The 18,505-nt window shown below is 68.7% G+C and carries 15 protein-coding genes and 1 riboswitch; of the genes, 3 read left to right on the forward strand and 12 right to left on the reverse strand.

Going from position 1 to position 18,505, the window contains the following annotated elements:
* The first annotated feature begins 75 nt into the window (after positions 1-75).
* Complete coding sequence (locus BLS97_RS01435; protein ID WP_090474215.1) at positions 76-1,428, forward strand: amidohydrolase; 1,353 nt, start codon at positions 76-78, stop codon at positions 1,426-1,428.
* Between the two features lie 90 nt (positions 1,429-1,518).
* Here the strand turns inward: BLS97_RS01435 and BLS97_RS01440 are convergent, their stop codons facing one another.
* The 6 genes from BLS97_RS01440 to BLS97_RS24105 all read right to left on the reverse strand — a co-directional run bounded on the left by BLS97_RS01440 (position 1,519) and on the right by BLS97_RS24105 (position 8,542).
* A complete protein-coding gene (locus BLS97_RS01440; RefSeq protein WP_090474216.1) occupies positions 1,519-3,189 on the reverse strand; it encodes an MDR family MFS transporter in 1,671 nt (556 codons plus the stop codon).
* Positions 3,190-3,278: 89 nt separating this feature from the next.
* A complete protein-coding gene (locus BLS97_RS01445; RefSeq protein WP_157695106.1) occupies positions 3,279-3,776 on the reverse strand; it encodes a MarR family winged helix-turn-helix transcriptional regulator in 498 nt (165 codons plus the stop codon).
* 477 nt (positions 3,777-4,253) lie between these two features.
* Positions 4,254-5,792 (reverse strand): precorrin-2 C(20)-methyltransferase, encoded by a 1,539-nt coding sequence (locus BLS97_RS01450; RefSeq protein ID WP_090474218.1) that lies wholly within the window; start codon positions 5,790-5,792, stop codon positions 4,254-4,256.
* The gene (locus tag BLS97_RS01455) at positions 5,789-6,448 is read right to left on the reverse strand and encodes a precorrin-8X methylmutase (protein WP_172832192.1); all 660 of its coding nucleotides are present in this window, start codon (positions 6,446-6,448) and stop codon (positions 5,789-5,791) included. Before BLS97_RS01455 ends, BLS97_RS01450 begins: the two co-directional genes overlap by 4 nt.
* A complete protein-coding gene (locus tag BLS97_RS01460) occupies positions 6,445-7,659 on the reverse strand; it encodes a precorrin-3B synthase (protein ID WP_197676351.1) in 1,215 nt (404 codons plus the stop codon). The genes BLS97_RS01455 and BLS97_RS01460 overlap by 4 nt, the downstream gene beginning before the upstream one ends.
* 115 nt (positions 7,660-7,774) lie before the next feature.
* Entirely contained in the window at positions 7,775-8,542 is a 768-nt protein-coding gene (locus BLS97_RS24105) for a LysM peptidoglycan-binding domain-containing protein (RefSeq protein ID WP_090474219.1), read from the reverse strand.
* Positions 8,543-8,549: 7 nt separating this feature from the next.
* Positions 8,550-8,743, reverse strand: a riboswitch (cyclic di-AMP (ydaO/yuaA leader).
* A 321-nt stretch (positions 8,744-9,064) separates the two neighbouring features.
* On the opposite strand from BLS97_RS24105, the gene BLS97_RS01470 reads away from it, so the two are divergent.
* Both BLS97_RS01470 and BLS97_RS01475 read left to right on the forward strand, forming a co-directional pair.
* Positions 9,065-9,610, forward strand: a complete 546-nt coding sequence (locus BLS97_RS01470) for a hypothetical protein (protein WP_090474220.1) — start codon at positions 9,065-9,067, stop codon at positions 9,608-9,610.
* Positions 9,607-10,623, forward strand: a complete 1,017-nt coding sequence (locus BLS97_RS01475; protein ID WP_090474221.1) for a Kiwa anti-phage protein KwaB-like domain-containing protein — start codon at positions 9,607-9,609, stop codon at positions 10,621-10,623. The genes BLS97_RS01470 and BLS97_RS01475 overlap by 4 nt, the downstream gene beginning before the upstream one ends.
* Here the strand turns inward: BLS97_RS01475 and BLS97_RS01480 are convergent.
* The 6 genes from BLS97_RS01480 to BLS97_RS01505 form a co-directional block, all read right to left on the reverse strand.
* Positions 10,616-11,791 (reverse strand): glycoside hydrolase family 1 protein, encoded by a 1,176-nt coding sequence (locus BLS97_RS01480; RefSeq protein ID WP_090474222.1) that lies wholly within the window; start codon positions 11,789-11,791, stop codon positions 10,616-10,618. The genes BLS97_RS01475 and BLS97_RS01480 overlap by 8 nt on opposite strands.
* Positions 11,792-11,889: 98 nt before the next feature.
* A complete protein-coding gene (locus BLS97_RS01485; RefSeq protein ID WP_090474223.1) occupies positions 11,890-13,563 on the reverse strand; it encodes an ABC transporter ATP-binding protein in 1,674 nt (557 codons plus the stop codon).
* A complete protein-coding gene (locus BLS97_RS01490) occupies positions 13,560-14,516 on the reverse strand; it encodes an ABC transporter permease (RefSeq protein ID WP_090474224.1) in 957 nt (318 codons plus the stop codon). Before BLS97_RS01490 ends, BLS97_RS01485 begins: the two co-directional genes overlap by 4 nt.
* Positions 14,513-15,574, reverse strand: a complete 1,062-nt coding sequence (locus BLS97_RS01495) for an ABC transporter permease (protein ID WP_090474225.1) — start codon at positions 15,572-15,574, stop codon at positions 14,513-14,515. Before BLS97_RS01495 ends, BLS97_RS01490 begins: the two co-directional genes overlap by 4 nt.
* Positions 15,571-17,244, reverse strand: coding sequence for an ABC transporter substrate-binding protein (locus tag BLS97_RS01500; RefSeq protein ID WP_157695107.1), 1,674 nt, complete (start codon positions 17,242-17,244; stop codon positions 15,571-15,573). Before BLS97_RS01500 ends, BLS97_RS01495 begins: the two co-directional genes overlap by 4 nt.
* A 132-nt stretch (positions 17,245-17,376) precedes the next feature.
* Positions 17,377-18,480 carry a LacI family DNA-binding transcriptional regulator gene (locus BLS97_RS01505; RefSeq protein ID WP_090474227.1) on the reverse strand — a complete coding sequence of 368 codons (1,104 nt, stop codon included), beginning with the start codon at positions 18,478-18,480 and terminating at the stop codon, positions 17,377-17,379.
* Positions 18,481-18,505: the final 25 nt, after the last annotated feature.

Consider the following 18,505-nt stretch of genomic DNA (forward strand, 5'->3'; position numbering starts at 1 on the left):
CGATCTCGCCGCTGCCACGCCACCTCGATCACCCGCCATCGAGGGCGGGGCGGCGCTCGCTGTAGCGTTCCCGCGATGACGATCGACCCGCCCGGCCCGCTGCTCATCCAAGGCTGCGATGTGCTGGTGGTCCCGGAGTCCGGCGATGTGACGGTCCGTACGGCCCAGGACATCAGGATCGACGACGGGCTGATCACCGCGATCACGCCGACCGGTCAGCTCGTCCCGGATGGTGTCGAGATCCTCGACGGCCACGGACTGCTGGCCACGCCCGGGTTGGTCAACGGGCACACCCACAGTCCGATGGTGCTGTTCCGCGGCGCGGCCGAGGACGTGCCGGTGCACGACTGGTTCAACAAGCGGGTCTGGCCGATGGAGAGCAATCTGACCGATCGGGATGTGTACTACGGCGCCCTGCTGGCCTGTGCCGAGATGATCTCCTCCGGCGTGACGACCTTCGTCGACCATTACTTCACTCCCCACGAGATCGCCGAAGCCGTGGCCGAGAGCGGGATCCGGGCCGACATCGCACCGACGTACTTCAGCAGCCAGGGGCGGGACGCTCTGGAGGCGACGGTCGCCTTCGCGGAGCAGTGGCACGGTGGAGCAGGCGGGCGGGTCAGCGTGTCGATGGGACCGCATGCGCCCTACACGGTGAACGACGACGATCTGACGTTGCTCGCCGACCATGCCCGGCGCCTGGGGATCGGGGTGCACCTGCACGCCAGCGAGAACGTCCAGCAGGCCGAGTCGAGCCTGGCCCGGCGGGGCGTCACCCCGATCGAAGTCCTGCAGCAGACCGGCATCCTGGACGCCGGGGTGATGATCGCCCACGGCTGCGGAATTCTGCCGCGGGACTACGACATGCTGGCCGCGCACGCCGATCGGATCGCGGTCGCCAGCTGTCCCAAGGTCTACCTGAAGCACGCCCTGTGGCCGCTCACCCCCATCCGGGACCTGTTGGGACTCGGCGTCACCGTAGCCGCGGGCACCGACGGAGCGGCCGGGCACAACACCCTGGACGTCTGGGAGGCACTGCGTCTGGTCGCCGAGACGCAGAAACTCGAAACCCGTGACGCCATGTTCCTGTCGGTCTCGGACACTCTGCGACTGGCCATGCGAGGTGGAGCCGCCGCCGCCCGTCTCGGCCCGGGCGCCGGTGCTCTCGAACCCGGGCAGCGGGCCGACATCGCGCTGGTCGACCTGTCCGGCATGCGCCATCGGCCGCTGCACGACCCGCGGGCCGCCCTGGTCTACGGCGTCCAGACCCACGACGTGAAGTCCACCGTGGTGGCCGGCCGGGTGCTGATGCGCAATCGGCAGCTGCTGACCGTCGACGTCCCGGGCCTGTTGGCCGAGATCGATTCCCGGGCCGGACGTCTCGTCGACCTCTCGTCCGGCGCATCGGTGCAGTTCTACGATCCCTGATCGAGGTGGAGCAGAGACATCGGTCTCCGAACGCAGAAAAGGGGCGGCCGACCGGGATTCGGTCTGCCGCCCCTTTCGTCATGGGGACGATCAGCTGCGTGCGCTCGCCACCAGGGTGTCGCCGGACGTCGGATCCCCGGCGTCGCCCAGGTCGAGAAGCGCCTCTTCCTGGACCACTTCGGCATCCAGGATCACGTTGAGTTCTTCCGGTGCGGTGTTGCTGGCCCGCAGCGGGGTCTCCTTGATCAGGAAGATCACGACGGCCCCGATCGCCGCCGCGACTGCGCTCAACCCGAAGGCCCAGGCCGTGCCGGTGCCGTAGGCGCTCTTGACGACGGTGGCGATCGGTCCGGGCAGGGCGGAGGTGTCGGGAGTACCGGACGATGCACCGAGGGCCGAGGCCGGCACCCCGAGCTGGGCCAGTCCGGAGGCCACGTGCGAGGTCACCTTGCCGGCCAGGACGGCCCCCAGGGCGCTGACGCCGATGGCCCCACCCAGCGATCGGATGAAGGAGACGGTGGCCGAAGCGCTACCGATGTCACGGATGGAGACGCTGTTCTGGACGGCCAGCACCAGGTTCTGCATGGTGGCGCCCATGCCACTGCCGGCCAGGGCCATGCCGACGGCCAACACCCAGTACGGCGAGGTGGACGACATCGTCGACAGCACCGCCAGTCCGGCGACCAGCAGTACACCGCCGGCGGCCAGGTATCGCTTCCACTTGCCGGTCCGGGTGATGATCCGGCCGATCACGAGCGACGTCACGAACATCCCCAGCACCATCGGGATGGTGGCCACGCCCGACATGGTCGGACTGTCGCCGCGGGACACCTGGAAGTACTGACTGAGGAAGACGGTGATGCCGTACAGGGAGGATCCGACCAGCAGGCTGGCGATCGATGCGTAGGTGACGGTGCGGTTCTTGAAGATCGCGAGCGGGATGATCGGCTCGGCGACCTTGCTCTCCACCCACACCGCCACGGCCAGCAACGCGAGACCGCCGATCACCATGACCGCGGACGGCCAGGACAGCCAGTCGAAGTTGGTGCCGGCCAGCGAGACCCAGATGAGCAGAACGCTGACACCGGCGACGATCAGACTGGCCCCCAGGTAGTCGATCTTCGCCTCGCGCTTGATCGTCGGCAGCCTCAGGGTCTTCTGCAGGACGATGATTGCGGCGACGGCAAACGGGACTCCGACGTAGAAGCACCAGCGCCAGCCGAGCCAGGGGGTGTCCACGATCACGCCGCCGACCAGCGGGCCGAGCACGGTGGCCAGCGCGAACACGGCACCGAGGTAGCCGCTGTAGCGCCCCCGCTCCCGCGGCGAGATCATCCGGGCCATGATCACCTGGACCAACGCCAGAAGGCCGCCGGCGCCGATGCCCTGGACGGCCCGGGCGCAGATCAACATGCCGACACTCTGCGACAGGCCGGCGATCGCCGATCCGCCGACGTAGACGACCAGGGACAGCTGGACCAGGAGCTTGGGGCTCATCAGGTCCGACAGCTTCCCCCAGATCGGGGTGGTCGCGGTCAGGGCGAGCAGGGTGGCCACCACGACCCAGGTGTAACCCGATTCGGTGCCGTGCAGCTGGTTGATGATCGTCGGCAGCGCGTTGGTGACGACGGTCGACGAGAGCATGGCCACGAACATGCCGATGAGCAGTCCGGACAGTGATTGCAGGATCTGCTTGTGGGACATGGTCCCGATCTCGCCGGCGTGGGCCGGCTGGGTCTGGGGCGCGGTGGCGCTGGTCATGTGTTCACGCTTTCGAAAGAGGGTCGGGCCTTGGATGGAGCCCGGTATTGCGTCAGGCCGGGTGACCGGCAGCGGTCGAACTTCCGTGGTCAGCCGACGGTGAACGCCGGGACCCGGTACGCGGCGGGCGGGGACTTCGCGCAGCCCGGCTCGCTGGCGACCAGGTCGGTGGCCAGGCGCCGGACCAGATCGGTGAGGGTGCCCAGGTCCTGGGCGGACCAGTTGGAGATCCGGCCGGCGATGTCCGATCCGGCGGTCTCGCAGGCAGTGGCCAGGGCCATCTCCCCCGCGGCGGTCAGCCGAACCAGCTGTGCTCGGTGGTCGGCCTCGTCCCGGACCCGGGCGACGAGGCCGGCCCCTTCCAGCGCGGCCACCTGACGGCTGGCCGCCGAGATGTCGATCATCAACATCTCGGCCAGCATCGAGACTCGGGCCCCTGGCGTCCCCTCCAGGGCGCTGAGCATCATCAACGCTCCGGCGTCCTGCTTGTATCTCATCGACCGCCGACGAGCACGGGTCAACTGCTGCAGCGAGCGCAGCAGGTCGACGCAGTCCTGCGTGGTGGGTCCGGTTGTTTCACTCTGCACAATTACCGATGCTAAGCATATTGCTTGCATGACTCAAGCAACTGTGACCGGGGCGACTCAGGCGGCAGCGCGGCAACGCCGCTCCGCGGACTGATCCCGTCGCGTATGCAGAGCTGACCGTCCGCGCATACGAAGCCTGGGCCGCTGCGCACATGAAGCTGCGCCTCCGCGCACATGAAGCTGGGCCTCCGCGCATACGAAGCCTGGGCCGCTGCGGATATGAAGCTGGGCCTGTGCGGATATGAAGCTGGGCCTCCGCGCATACCAAAAGGCCCGGCGCAGACGAAAGTGCCCATTCCCGGCGGACTTTCGCCGGGAACGGGCACTTCGATCTGCGCCGGGCAGAAGCGTATGCGCGGAGGTCAGCCGTGGATCAGCGAGTGGCTCGTGCACCCCCGGAAAGCGTCCCATGATCACCGCCGACGGATCCGCGGGCGGGGCACCGACGTCGCCCTGATCGGGCCGATGCAATCGCCGTCACGACATGCCGCCGACCGACGTGGCCACCACCTCCGGGACGAATCGACGGGTGAACACGCGATCACCGGTGACCAAGGTTCCCCTGGCGCCGATGATCAGCAGGCACTGCATGTCGATGCTCGCCGGGTCGAGGGCGCCGAGAGTGGTGGTCTGCACCGACTCGTCCGGCCGGCCGACGGACCGGCCGATGATCACCACGGTGTTCGCCGATCGATGTTCCAGCAGCACGGTTTTCGCTTGGGCAACCTGGGTCGGCCGGGATCGTGACCCCGGGTTGTAGATGGCCAGGACCAGGTCGGACTCGGACACCTTGCGCAGCCGGTCGGCGATGACGTCCCACGGCTTGAGCCGATCCGACAGCGACATGACGGCGTAGTCGCCACCCAGCGGGGCGCCCGCGGCCGCGGCGACCGCTTGCGCGGCGGTCAGGCCGGGCAGCACGGTGATCTTGACCGGCGCGTATCGCTCGTCCTCCGCTGCCTCGAACACGGCTGACGCCATGCCGAACACACCGGCGTCCCCGCCGGACACGACGGCCACCTTCTCGCCGGCCAGAGCCAGGTCGAGCGCGAATCGCGCCCGGTCAACCTCCACCGTGTTGCCGGAAGCGTGACGCTGCAATCCGTCTCGTTGCGGAACCCGGTCGACATATGGGCCGTAGCCGACGATGTGGTCGACTGCGGCCAGAGCGGCGGTGACCTCGGGGGTGATCCACCTGTCCGGTCCCGGACCGAGCCCGACGACCATCAGTTCGGTCGGGTCCGGGGCCGGGGCGGCCACCGACGACGAGCCGGCGTCGCCGGACATGGCACCGACCTGCCGGTCGGCGCCGGGCACCAGGATGATCGAGAAGTACGGCACCGTCGACGGATCCACGTCGGCCACCCGGACCAGCGCCTGGCCGGGGGTCGACGCGCGCTCCACGTACAGGGCCGCGTCGAGCCGGCCGGCTTGCGAGAGCGCTTCCCGCACCTCGGGAAAGGTGCGGCCCAGCTTCATGATCGCCGCGGCCTGGGTGTCGGCCAGACGGCGGGCCAGCTCGGGCACCGGGAGCGTTCCGGGGAGGATCGTCAGCACGTCCTCGTGGCGGACCAGGGGTCGACCGGCGGCCGCCGCGGCGGCCGACACGGAGGTCACGCCGGGCACCACCTCGGTGACGAACTCCCCGGCCAACCGGTCGTGCAGGTACATGTACGACCCGTAGAACAGCGGGTCCCCCTCGCACAGCACGACCACGGTGCGCCCGGCACGCAGGTGCACGGCCAGCCGTTCCGCGGACTCGTCGTAGAAGTCGGCCATCGCCCCCTGGTAGCCGCCCGGATGGGACGACCGTTGGGTGGTCACCGGGTACACCAGCGGCTCTTCCCGCACGCCGGCCGGCAGCAGCTCGGCCGCGATGGACCGGGCGATGGACCGGCCGTGGGTACCGGAGTGATAGGCGATGACATCGGCCGCCTCGATCAACCGGGCCGCCTTGCGGGTGATCAACTCCGGATCGCCGGGGCCCAGCCCGACTCCGTACAGTCGGCCCGTCATTCGCGGTCCTGGGCCAGGGCGTTGAGGGCGGACGCGGCCAGCGCCGAGCCGCCGCGGCGACCGCGGACGATGACCGCGGGGATGCCTGCTTCGTGTTGCAAGAGCGCCTCTTTCGATTCCCGGGCCCCGATGAACCCGACCGGCATTCCGACGATGGCCGCCGGGCGCGGCCCCCCGTCGTCGATGAGCTCCAGCAGGTGGAACAGAGCCGTCGGCGCATTGCCGATGGCGACCACCGCACCTTCCAGCCGCGGCCCCCACAAGGAGACCGCGGCCGCGGACCGGGTGGTCCCCCAGCGGGCGGCCAGTTCGGGCACCCGGGGATCCCGGAGCAGGCAGATGACGTCGTTGTCGGCGGGTAGCCGGGCCCGCGTCACGCCGGACGCGACCATGTGCGCGTCGGTGAAGATCGGCGCGCCGCCCTCCAGCGCCGTGCGCGCGGCCGGGACGAGGCCGGGATGTACCCAGAGGTCACGGATCAGGTCGATCTGCCCGGTGGCGTGCACCATGCGGACCGCGAGCTTCTCGGCCGACGAGGGCAGCCCCGACAGGTCCGTCTCGGACCGGATGGTGGCGAACGACCGCCGGTAGATCTCGAGCCCGTCGGTGACGTAGTCGTAGCGTCTTCTCGGTGCGGCGATGAGGTTGTCGGTCACGAACCATTCCTTGCGCGAGCGACGACCTGCGCCAGATGGGCGGCGTCGCAGTTGATGTCGGGCCGACCGGACGGGCCGGAGACGGTGAACCCGGACGGGCCGGCCAGCACCTGGATGTGCTCGCCGCTGGGCGCCCCGCAGCGGCGCGCGCAGGCGACGACGTGCACGCCCGGGGTTGATGCCGAGCAGCCCGTTCCGGCCAGCAGCGCCGCGACCGGCCGGGTGGCGGCCGCGGCCTTGACGCAGCCGGGAGCCCCGGCGCAGGCGGAGATGTTCCGCCACGGAGATTCCGGATCCAGGATGAGACCCGCCGCCGCCGGTTGGGCGGCGTCCTCGCGCAGGTCGGGCAGCAGGAGCCCGCGCCACGGCGTGACGACCAGCATGCCCGATCCGCTCCGCGTCGCCGCCGTGGCCACCGCGTCCACCTGATCCGCGGTCAGAGTGGCCAGCGGGACGCCCAGGGACAACAGGCCCTGTCCGTCGACCTGGGTGAGCCGGCCGAAGTCGAGTGGGCCGCCGAGCGGGAGCATCGGGTCGCCGGCATCGGGAATCAGCGGCGCCCCGTCGAGTTCGCGCACGTGCCACGCCGCCCCGCGGCGGGCCAGGAACCGGCGGGCCAGGACGAGCAGCTCACCGGCGGCCCGGTGCAGCGGGATCGGAGCACCGACCGCGCCGGCCGCGCTGAGCCGCACGTACTCGGCGTCGACGGCCAGCACGCCGAGGTCGTGGGCCAGCGGGAGCACGTCACCGCGGCCGTCGTCGAGGGCGAAAAGGAACCGGCCCGGCAGGGCGGCGAGTTCGGAGGACGCGCACAGGCGTGCGTCGAGTTCGGCCAGCAGTGGCCGCAGATCCGCCCGGCCGCCGACGCGACCGGTGAGCGGGGAACAGACGATGTTGCGGACCAGTTCGTGACGAGCCGACGGCAGCAGACCGGCGGCCGCGATCCGGTCGACCATCTCTGCCGGGACGTCGCCTTCGGCGTCGACCGGGACGCTGCGCAGTTGCAGGTTGCCGCGGGAGGTCAACCGGACCTGCCCGTCACCGAATTCGGTCGCGACCGCGGCGACCTCGGTCAGAGCGGCCGCGCTGATCACGCCGCCCGGGATGCGCAGTCGAACCAGAGCCCCGTCGGCCGCCTGATGCGGACGCAGGAGCCCGGGGCAGCGATCCGGCTGCGTCCGGGGGGCAGCCCAGGGGGACGATGCACTCACAGCACCCATGGTGGCATGCCGGACCGACATCACCGGCCCCGGAGGAAAGCACTCGGGCCGTCTCCGGCACCGTCCGAGGACGATGACGGGGACGGCCCGAGTACCCGGATCCGGATCAGCCGAGGCGGATGACCTGGCCCGGGTAGATGACGTCCGGGTCCGGGATGACGTCGGCGTTGGCCTTGGCCAGCGCGTGCCAACCGCCCGAGACGCTCCGGGCCGCGGCGATCTTGGACAGGGTGTCGCCCGACTTGACGGTGTAGTCGCCATCGGCCGCGCTCCCCGACTTCTTGGTGACGGGCGCCGAGTTCGACGAGCTGGAATCGGACCCGGAGCTCGAGGAATCGGAATCCGACGACGCGGAACCGGAGTTCGACGGACTGGAATCCGACGAGTTCGAACCGGACGAGTTCGAGCCGGACGAACTCGAGCCGGACGAGCTGGAGCTCGACGAGCTGCTCGACGGCGTGCTGCGCAGGGTCACGCTCTGCCCGGTGGCTCCGGCCTGCACCGAGCAGACGGGCCAGGCACCCCAGCCCTGGGAGGCCGCGGTCTTCTCGGCGATGGCGATCTGCTCGGACTTGCTGGCCAGGTCGGCCCGGGCGGCGTAGGCGGTGCCGCCTTCGGCTTCCCAGGTGCTCTGCGAGAACTGCAGGCCGCCGTAGTAGCCGTTGCCGGTGTTGATGGCCCAGTTGCCGGTGCTCTCGCACTGGGCAATGGCGTCCCAGGTGGAGTCCGGAGCGGCCGAGGCCGTTCCGGCCAGGGCGATCATCGGCGTGCCGATGACGACGCCGGCGGCGACGGTGCGGAAGGCGATGGTGCGTCCGGCGGACATCAGGCTGGTGCTGGGTCGGCGGTGCCGACCGATGTGGCGAATGCTCATGTGTCTGTGTTCCCCTTGCTGCGCCTGCGAGGTGAGCTGTCGGGTTCGGGCGTGCCGCCGCGCGTGGTGCCGCGGTGGACGTGGGGTATCGCCCGGCCGGCGCCGTCATGACGGTTCCGGCTTGACCCCAAGGATGTGGGTGAACATCCGAACTGCGGTGGGTCCCCCGCCGCTGTCCAAGCCTTTCTGCGTGTGAGGGTTTCGCGGACCATTCGGACAGCGCTCGGCGCGGCGGCCCACGAAGTTGCTTGGAGGCGATCAACTTTCGACCGCTGATGAGAACCATACGACCGGTCCCTGAGTGCCGGCCGTCGAGAATCGGCCATTTCCCATGATCACAGCACGATAACGAGACAATCACGGAGAAGCCTCAGGGCCATTTGTGCAGTTCGGGCCGAATTTGATCTCGCAATATGTCTTGTGGCCTGAATCACAGGGAATTTTCTCCAAGACCGGGCTCCGCGCCGACTCCAGCCGGCGGGTGCCGGAGCGCTGTCGGTCCCCCTGACTACCGTCCTGTTCGTGCGAAACGCAGCGTTCCGGCCGTCGTTGGCCGTCCGGGTCATCATGCTGTCGGCCGCCTACGCGCCGTTGCTGGTCCTGCTGGCCGTGCTCGACTCGTTCCACGTGCCGTGGTTGCGATGGCTGTTCGCCGGGGTCGCGGTCGCGGGCGTCCTGGGGACCCTGCTGTTCCTCACCCGAGCCGTTCCCCGGCGCAATGCGGTTCCCGAGACGATCCACACGGCCAAGCCCCGGGAGGGCGAGGCGCTGAAGTTCTTCGCGTCGTACGTGGTGCCGTTCTTCGTCACCACCAGCGCCGCCGCGCCGGCCCGCTGGGGACTGCTGATCTATCTGGTGTTGATCGCCCTGCTGTACCTGCAGGGCGACATGTACTTCTCCAACCCGGTGCTCGCCGCGCTCGGGTTTCGGATCTTCGAACTCGGGCGGGCCGATCGGGGCTTCCTGCTGGTGATCAGCCGCGCCTGGTACCTGGCTCCGGACGAGACGATCCTGCTCGTGCCGCTCGGCGGCTACATCTACGTGCAACCGAAGGAGCACCGGCCGTGACCACTGCCACCCCTGCCCCCGCCCAGCCGACCGAGGCCGACCTGCGCGGCCGCGTGGCCGCGCTCGCTGATCCGGACGCCTTGACGGTCACCCTGCTGCTGATCAACGGCCATCGCACCGACTCGCCCACCGTGTACGACGTGCCGATCAGCACCGACCTGGCCGACGCGCTGCTCAACCAGGTGGCCGAGACCGCCTCCGCCGCGGCCGACGCCGAGCTCCGCCCTATGCAACCCGGTCACACCCCGGCGGCCCACGAGTGGGTGCACGGGACGGTCGACGACGGCCCGCTGGTCGACGTGGAGCCGATGGTGCTCGCCGCGACCCACCTGCAGTACGACCGCTCCACCGACTTCGGTCGGCGGAGCCTGCTGGCCCTGCGGGTGCGTCGTCGGGACGGGCAGGATCTGGGGCGTCTCTACCAGGGCTTCTCGCCCGAGAAGGCGCTGGCCCAGCACACGAAGATCATGGCCGTCTGGACCGGCGAGCGGTTCGCCTCGCTCGACGCCCAGCCGCTGGTGATCGACCGGAGCCTGCGCCTGTTCGTCTTCGGTGGCGAGACGAGCACCGTGGTCCTGATGAAGAGCAACAGCGCCTACGAATCGCTGTTCGGTGCCCTGCCCGATCTGAGGGCCCGGGCGGCCTCCACCTATGCCGCGACCCTGGGCCGGCTCGACATCGTCGGCGCCGAGGCCCTGCAGGCCGCGTGCGAGAGCGACATCAACATGATGCGCAAGCTGCTGTCCATCCAGCACAAGATGGACCAGCCGGGCTACCCGGAGGCGCTGGACATGCCGAGCGTCCTGAGTTTCCTGGAACGCAACGAGCACATCGACGTCCCGATCGACCGGTCCGGGAATGCCCCGGCCCTGGTGTTCAGCCCGCAGCCGCAGCACCGCTGGGCCCTGCTCAAGCTGCTCGACGACGACTTCCTGCGCTCGGACCTGACCAACATCAACTACGAGGCGAACTCCAAGATCGAGGTGGTGCGCAACCGGGGGGACCTCAGCTGAGCGGGAGGGTTCCGGTCCGGGCCACGCGCCCCAGCCAGGCGGCGCTGGGCTTCGGGGTGCGGACGAACGTCTTGCGGTCGACGGCGATGAGGCCGAAGGTGGGCCGGTAGCCGGACGCCCACTCGAAGTTGTCCAGGGCGCTCCAGTGCAGATAGCCGAGCACGTCCACCCCGTCTGTCATGGCGTCGTGCAAGCCGGCCAACGCACCGGCGGTGTAGGCGATCCGTCGCTCGTCGTCGTCGGTAGCGATGCCGTTCTCGGTCACCATCACCGGCACCCCGCCGGTCACGGCCCAGGCATTGCGCACTCCGATACCCAGGGCGGGTGGATAGAACTCCCATCCGGTGAGCGTCCTCTCGACATCCGTCCGGACCGGACGTGGCCCGTCGGGTCCGATGATGGTCCGCGTGTAGGCCTGCACGCCGACGAAGTCGTCGCCGCGCGCGGCCTCCAGATAGAAGTCCTCCCGGGGATGCCCATAGGTCAGGGCGATGTCCTCACACCCCGGTTCGGCCTGGAACGCCTGGGTCGCCACCGTCCAGCCGCTCCGGATGGCCGGCACCGTTGACAGCACCTTGCGGGCGATGCCATGCGCGGCCACGAGTGTCTCGGCGACCAAAGGGTCGGGGGCGGGCAGGCCATGGGCGACCAGATTCGCCGCATTCTCGCCGCCGGCGAGCATAGCCGCGATGTTCGGCTCGTTGATGGTGCAGACCCATTCGACGCCGTCGGACACGACGTCCAGGGCTTTCTCGACGTACCGGCCGAAGGCCTGAGCCGCCTCCGGATGCCGCCACATCCCGCGATCCCGCATCCACCGCGGAACGGTGAAATGCAGCATGGTGACCACCGGCGTGAGCCCGAACTCGTGACAGGCCGCGACCATCCGCCGGTAGTGGTCGATCTCGGCCAGCGAGAAGAATCCCGGTTCCGGCTCGATCCGGGCCCATTCCAGGCTGAAGCGGTAGGAATTGAAACCCAGCCTGGCCAGGATCGCCATTTCCTCGCGGTACCGGTGATAGCTGTCGCAGGCGTCGCCACTCGGCTCGGCGATCGCACTCCCGGGGGCGTGTTCCAGCACCCACCAGTCGCTGTTGACGTTGTTCCCCTCGACCTGGTGGGCCGCGGTGGCCGCCCCCCACAGGAACTCCTCCGGAAACTGCGGCATGGGTTCAGTCCTTCCGTTCGTCTTGCTCACTGGATCCCTCTACTCGACCTGGCCCGTCACCTCCGCCCGCCGGGGCGGCCTGAGACCGGCCCCGCCGATCAGTGCGGCGCGACCCGCTCCAGGGCCCGGGTCGGACGGGGAACGGCGTTCAGCAGGGTGATCGTGTAGTCGTCCTTCGGGTGCTGGAGCACCTCGGCGGTCTGACCCGATTCGACGACGGATCCCTTGTTCAGCACCAGGATCCGGTCGGTCACCACACGCGCCGACAGCAGGTCGTGCGTGATGTAGAGCATGCTGACGCCCCATCTCACCCGGAGGTCCTCCAGCAGGGCCAGCACGCCGGCCCGCAGCGAGACGTCCAGCATCGAGACGGGTTCGTCGGCGATGATCACCTGCGGGTTGCAGGCCAACGCCCGCGCGATGACCACCCGCTGCCGTTGGCCGCCGGAGAGCTGGTGGGGCAGTTTCGCCGCGAACTGTTCGACCGGCGTCAGCCCGACGGTGTCCAGCAATTCCAGCACCCGCGCCCGAACGGCTCCGCCGGTCAGACCCGACATGTTCTTCACCGGCCGGGTCAGGATGTACTCGACCGTGTGCAGCGGATTGAGGGCCGCGTACGGATCCTGGAACACCATCTGGACCTGGGAGTGCAACTCGCGCAGGCGTTTCCGGTTCAGTCGGTCGACGGTCAGCCGTCCGAAGCGGATGGTCCCCGAGGTCGGGACCTCGACGCCGGTGATCAGCTTGGCGATGGTGCTCTTGCCGCTGCCACTGGCGCCGACCAGCGCCATCGACTCCCCCGGCTCCAGGGTGAACGACACGTCGTCGACCGCGGTGACCGCCGCCTCCCCGCGCCGCGGCGGTGGAAATACCTTTCTCAGATGCTCGACGACGAACGCGTCGTGCGCACCCTGCACCCGACCCGAGACGTCCGCCGGGGAGGCCGCGGTTGCCGTCCGCCGGGCCAGCCCAGGCAGCTCCACGGTCTCCGCGCGCGGATCGCCGTAGTGACTGAGCAGCATCCGGGTGTACTCGTGCCGCGGATTGCGCAGGATCTCCGGGGCGCTGTTGTCCTCGACGATCACGCCGTCCTTCATGACCATGACCCGCTCGGTGGCCTCCAGCACCACTCCGAGGTCGTGGCTGATCAAGATGGCGGTGAAGTTCTCCTGCTTCTGCAGCGTCGTGATGGTGTCCATGACGGCGTGCTGGACCAGCACGTCGAGTGCGGTGGTCGGCTCGTCGAAGACCATCAGCTTCGGCTCCAGCGACAGGGCCAGTGCGATCGACACCCGTTGCCGCATACCGCCGGACAGTTCACCCGGGTAGCGATCCAGGACCGATGCCGGCAGTTCGACCTTCCCCAGCAGTTCCACCGCCCGGGCCTTGCGGGCGCCCTTGGCCACATGGGAGTGGGCGGCGAAGATGTCGCCGAAATGGTGCCCGACGGTACGGACCGGGTTCAGGGCGTTCATGCCCGACTGCAGCACCATGGCGAATCCGCCGTGCCGCATGGTCCGCAGTTCCTCGTCACCGATACCCGCGACGTCCCGGCCGTCGAAATCGATCCGGCCCCCGACGATGTGGGCCGGCGGCTTCGAAAGCCGGGTCAGGGCAAACCCGAGCGTGGACTTCCCCGAGCCGGACTCACCGACCAGGCCCACGAATTCACCCTGCTGCAGTTCGAAACTGACGTCGTCGACGGCGAGCACCGGCTGAGCCCCGCGCGGGTCGTACCGCACCGAGAGGTTCTCCACGCTGAGCAGGCTCATCTTCCAGCTCCTTCCCGCAGACGCGGGTTCGACAAGGCATCGACGCCGAAGTTGATCAGCGTCATCGAGGTGGCCAGCAGGGCGATGCACAGGCCGGGAGCGAACAGCAGGGCCCACTGGCCGCGCAGCAACGCATTGGAGTTCTGCGCCCAGAACAGCATCGTTCCCCAGCTGACGGTCGACGAGTCGCCGAGACCGAGGAACTCCAGGCCGGCCTCGGCCAGGATCGCGGCCGTGGCCGCCCCGAAGAAGCTGGCCACGATCAGCGACACCATGTTCGGCAGGATCTCCCGGAACACGATGCGGAACGTACCCTCCCCACTGAATACGGCGGCCGTCACGAAATCGCGGCTGCGCAACGACTGGGTCTGAGACCGCAGGACTCTGGCGCCCCAGGCCCACCCGGTGATGACCACGACCAGGATGATCATCGCGATCCCACCGTTCTGCAGATAGGCGGCGATGACGATCATCAGCGGCAGGCCCGGCACCACCAGGAACAGGTTCACCACGAAGTTGATGACGTCACCGACCCAGTTCCGCAGATAGCCCCACAGCAGCCCGACCACCACCGCGACGACGGTCGACAGCAGCCCGGCCGCGAAACCGACGAACACCGAGATCCGCGCCCCGGAGATCAGTTGGCTCAGCACGTCCTCACCGGCGGCGGTGGTGCCGAACCAGTGGGCCGAACTGCCGGGCAGGCTGCGGCCGAAACTGTTGTCGTCGGTCGCGTACGGCGCGATGAGCGGCGCGAAGATCGCGACCAGGACGAAGAATCCGAGCAGGATCAGGCCGATGCGGGCCTTGGTGTTGCTCCAGAGCACCCCGACCGTGCGACCCAGCATGCTCAGCGGCCCGGGGATGTTCGGCGCTACCCCGGATGCGTCCGGAGTCGCCGCCGGCGGAACGGGAGCCGGCGGAACGGGCTTCGATTCGGCGTGGGTGGTCATCGGCGCGTCCTCGGGTCCAGGAATCCGTACAGGATGTCGACCAGGAAGTTGGCCAGCAGCACGCTGGTGGTGATCATCAGGAACAGCGCCTGCATCAGCGGGAAATCCTGGTTCACCACCGCGTTGTAGAGCAGATATCCGACCCCCGGATAGTTGAACACCCGTTCCACCAAGAGGGATCCGCCGACGACGCCGCCCAGCGCGAGGCCGAAGGACGTGAGGTTCGGCAGGATGGCGTTGCGCGCCGCGTACTTCAGCGCGACCGTCCGCGGACGCAGACCGTTCGCCTCGGCGAAGGTCACGTAGTCCTCGCCCAGGGTGTTGATCATCGTGTTCCGCATGCCCAGGATCCAGCCGCCGAGCGAGGTGATCAGGATCGTCAGTGCGGGTAGCACCGAGTGGTAGGCCGCGTCGCCGATGAAGCTCCAGGACAGATTCGGGGAGACGTCCCGGCTGTACGCGCCGGACGTGGGGAACCACCGGAACACGTAGCCCAGGAAGAACAACAGAAGCAGGGCCGTCCAGAAGTACGGGAAGGCCGACATGAACGAACCGGACAGCGTCGGCAGCGAATCGCGCCAGGTGCCCCGCCGCCAGGCTGCCAGTACGCCGATCAGCGTGCCAACGACGAACGCCACGATGGTGACCAGACCGACCAAGATCAGGGTCCAGGGAAGCGCCTTCGCGATCAGGCTCGACACCGACTCCGGGAAGAAGGTGTACGACACCCCGAAATCGAGCCGGACGATGCTCCCCAGGTAATGCCAGTACTGACTCCAGACGTTGCCCGTCGGCACGCCGAGCTGCGCTTCGATCGCCGCCTTGGTGGCCGGGCTGACCGGGCCGCTCTGGGCCAGTTTGGCGATGGCCGCGTCGGCCGGCGAACCGGGCATCAGGCGCGGCAGGATGAAGTTGAGAGTGGCTGCGGCCCAGAGCGTCAGAGCGAGCAGGCCGAGTCGGCGGGCCAGATAGGGGCCGCGCCCGGTGCCGGACTTCGGTCCTTTGGCGGCATCGGCCGGCGACGCCCCGGCGGCCAGCGCCGGTGTGGTGATCGTCATGACGCCTTCTTCAGATGAGTCAGGATCAGCAGGACGGAGGACATCCAGGTGATCGGCGGGGCGTACGGATCGGCCTGGCTGGGCCAGCCGGTGAAATTGGCGTTGCTGAACAGCCCCCACAGCCCGCCGTAGAACATCCCGATGGCCGGGAGCTGTGTGTAGACGATCTGCTCCAGCTGGTGGGCGATCCGCAACTGCGTCGCCGGGTCGCTCGTCGCCTGGTACTGGGCCAGCAGTTTGTCGGCCGCGGGACTTTTGAACCGTTGGTAGTTGGCCGTCGTTGCGGTACCGATCGGAGCGGCGAATTTCGAGTTCAGCAGGTTGTTGAAGTCCTGATAGACCGAGCCGGTGCCGCCGTAGGAACCGACGATCAGGTCGTAGGTGCCGTTCTGCTGCTGCTGCGCGTAGGCCGCGGGTTGCGGTTGGTTGATCTTGACGCTGATGCCGAGCGCGGACAGTTGCTTCTGCACGGTCTGCACGCCTTGCAGCCAGTCGGAATAGCCGTTGGCCGTGGTGATGGTCAGGACGAGCTGCCGGCCCGAGGCGTCGACCATCTTGCCGCCGCTCTGGTGGTACCCGGCCTTCTGGTAGTACGAGAGCGCCTTGGCCGTGTCCTGGGAGATGTTGCCGCCGTTGGGTAACGACGGATCGAGCCACTTCTGCTGGTTGGGCAGCAGCAGACCGCTCTGCCCGGCCGGCTGGACGTAGCCCTGCTCGGCGGTGTCGGCGATCTGCTTGCGGTTCAGCGAGTAGGACAGCGCCTGGCGGAAGTTCAGGTTGTTGAACGGCGCCTTCGTCAGGTTCGGGAACAGCGCGATGGTGCCGCCCGGCGGATACCAGTAGACATTCTTGCCGCCGTTCTGCTTCACCCAGGTGTTCTGCACGTCGGTGAGGAACGAATAGGCCCAGTCGTAACCGTTATCCACGATGTCGAGCTGGCTGTTGGAACCGGGGAAGACCAGTTTGTCGATGGCGACCTTGTCGGCCTGCCAGTAGTGGTCGTTCTTCACCAGGGTGTATTCGTTCGGATTGAACGTGCCCAGCGTGTAGGGACCGGTGACCACGGGCGTCTGGTTGGTGAATGTGACCGGGTCAGCCACACCGGACCAGATGTGCTGCGGAACGATCGGCACGTTCTCGATGATCTGGGCGGCCGGCACGTCCGGCCCGAGCAGGTGGAAGGTGACGTCGTCACCTGACACCGCAACGGATTTCACGTGCTGCCAGACCCCGGTGGTGTCCAGGGCGACATGGGCCTTGAGCAATCCGAAGGTGAATGCCACATCCGCCGGCGTGAAGTCCGCTCCGTCGGTCCATGTGACCCCTCGCCGAATGGTGAAGACGATCGTCGTCGGATTCTCCACCCGGTAGCCGGTGGCCAGGAACATCGTGTCCTTGCCGTCGATCTGGTTCATGACGCCGAGCGGCTCGTACATGAACTTGGCGCCGACACGGGCCGAGGAGGCGAACGGATTGAAGTTCCGGGCCATGGTCGGGGAACCGGTGTCGGCGGCGATCAACACCGCGCCTGGCTCGCCGGCTCCGCTGGAACCGCCCTGGACCGCGATGTTGCATCCCGACAGAGCGAGCAAGGTGGCCAGGGTCAGGGCCAGGAACGCGGCGACGCGTCTGCGTCTGCCGGGCGCCCGCCGTAGTGGGAGACGTTTCATCGAGCGGTTCTCCTTCGTGTCGTCATCGACGTGAGGATCTTCGGCCGTGCCGGTACCCACTGTAAGCGCATACATTGCCGCTCGGCAACCCGGTCGGGCAAGCCCAGAACCTCGGGATGGCGCCGGGTCACGTCACACGCGCGAGCAACCGCAGCTCTCCCGGAGAAGCACCTCGACCGGGAGCAGCCGCGCCATGCGGGCGGCCCGCCGGTCGGCCAGACGCCTGACCAGCACGTCCACCGCACTCCGGCCCATCAGCGCCATCGGCTGGGCCACGGTGGTGATCCGGGGCCGCACCAGGCGCCCGGCCTCGATGCCATCGAAGCCGGTGAGCGCCACCTCCCCCGGCACGTCCACCCCGGCCTCGGTGAGCACCTCCAGCAATCCGACCGCACTCTGGTCGTTCGCGCACACCAGAGCACGAGGCAGAGCGCCGGCGGCCAGCATCTGCCGGCCCACTTCTCTTCCTCCGGCGGTGGTGAAATCGGTGTGCCACTTGACGTCCGACGGCACCGGGCGCCCAGCCGCGGACATGGCCGCCCGGAAGCCCTGGAACCGGGCATCGGAGTCGGGCGAACCCGTTGGCCCACCGACGAACTCAAGGTCCCGATAGACGTGCCCGGCCAGCAGGTGCCCGGTCACGGCCCGGACCCCGGCCTCGTTGTCCACCCCGACGTGGTCGAAGGTGTTGTCCGCCAACGGACCGGCCAGGATGACGACCGGAACCCGCTGGCTGATATGGCGCAGCACGTCATCCGAAGCGGTACGCGACAGCACGGCCAGCGCATCGACCCGGCCGGCGATGTCACTGACCGCGGCATCCTTGCCCGGCCCCCGGATCACCGAGGTCATCACCGCGAAACCGCGCCGCCAGGCCTCCATCTCGACCCCTCGCATCACCTGGTCGACGTAGAGTTGCCGCCCGCCGGGGTCACCTCCGGGCCCGTCGTCGCGCCGGATCGTCACATTCCCGGCCACTTCGGGCGCCAGATCCGGGTCGTCCAGGCCGTCCACGCCGGGCACACACAGGCCGAGCACTCCGGTCCGGTTGGCGGCCAGGCCACGAGCACTGGCACTCGGGACGTAACCGAGGGTGCGGACCGCGGCGGCGACGATCTCCCTGGTCGCGGGCCGGACCGCCTGCGGATCGCGGAAGAACCGCGACACGGTGGCGATCGACACCCCGGCCAGCGACGCGACGTCGTAGACCGTCGCATGCTTGGACGCGGACGGCATTGCTGCCCCTTCCCACCTCTGGGAG

This window comes from Nakamurella panacisegetis, from assembly GCF_900104535.1.
Taxonomy (GTDB): Bacteria; Actinomycetota; Actinomycetes; order Mycobacteriales; family Nakamurellaceae; genus Nakamurella; species Nakamurella panacisegetis.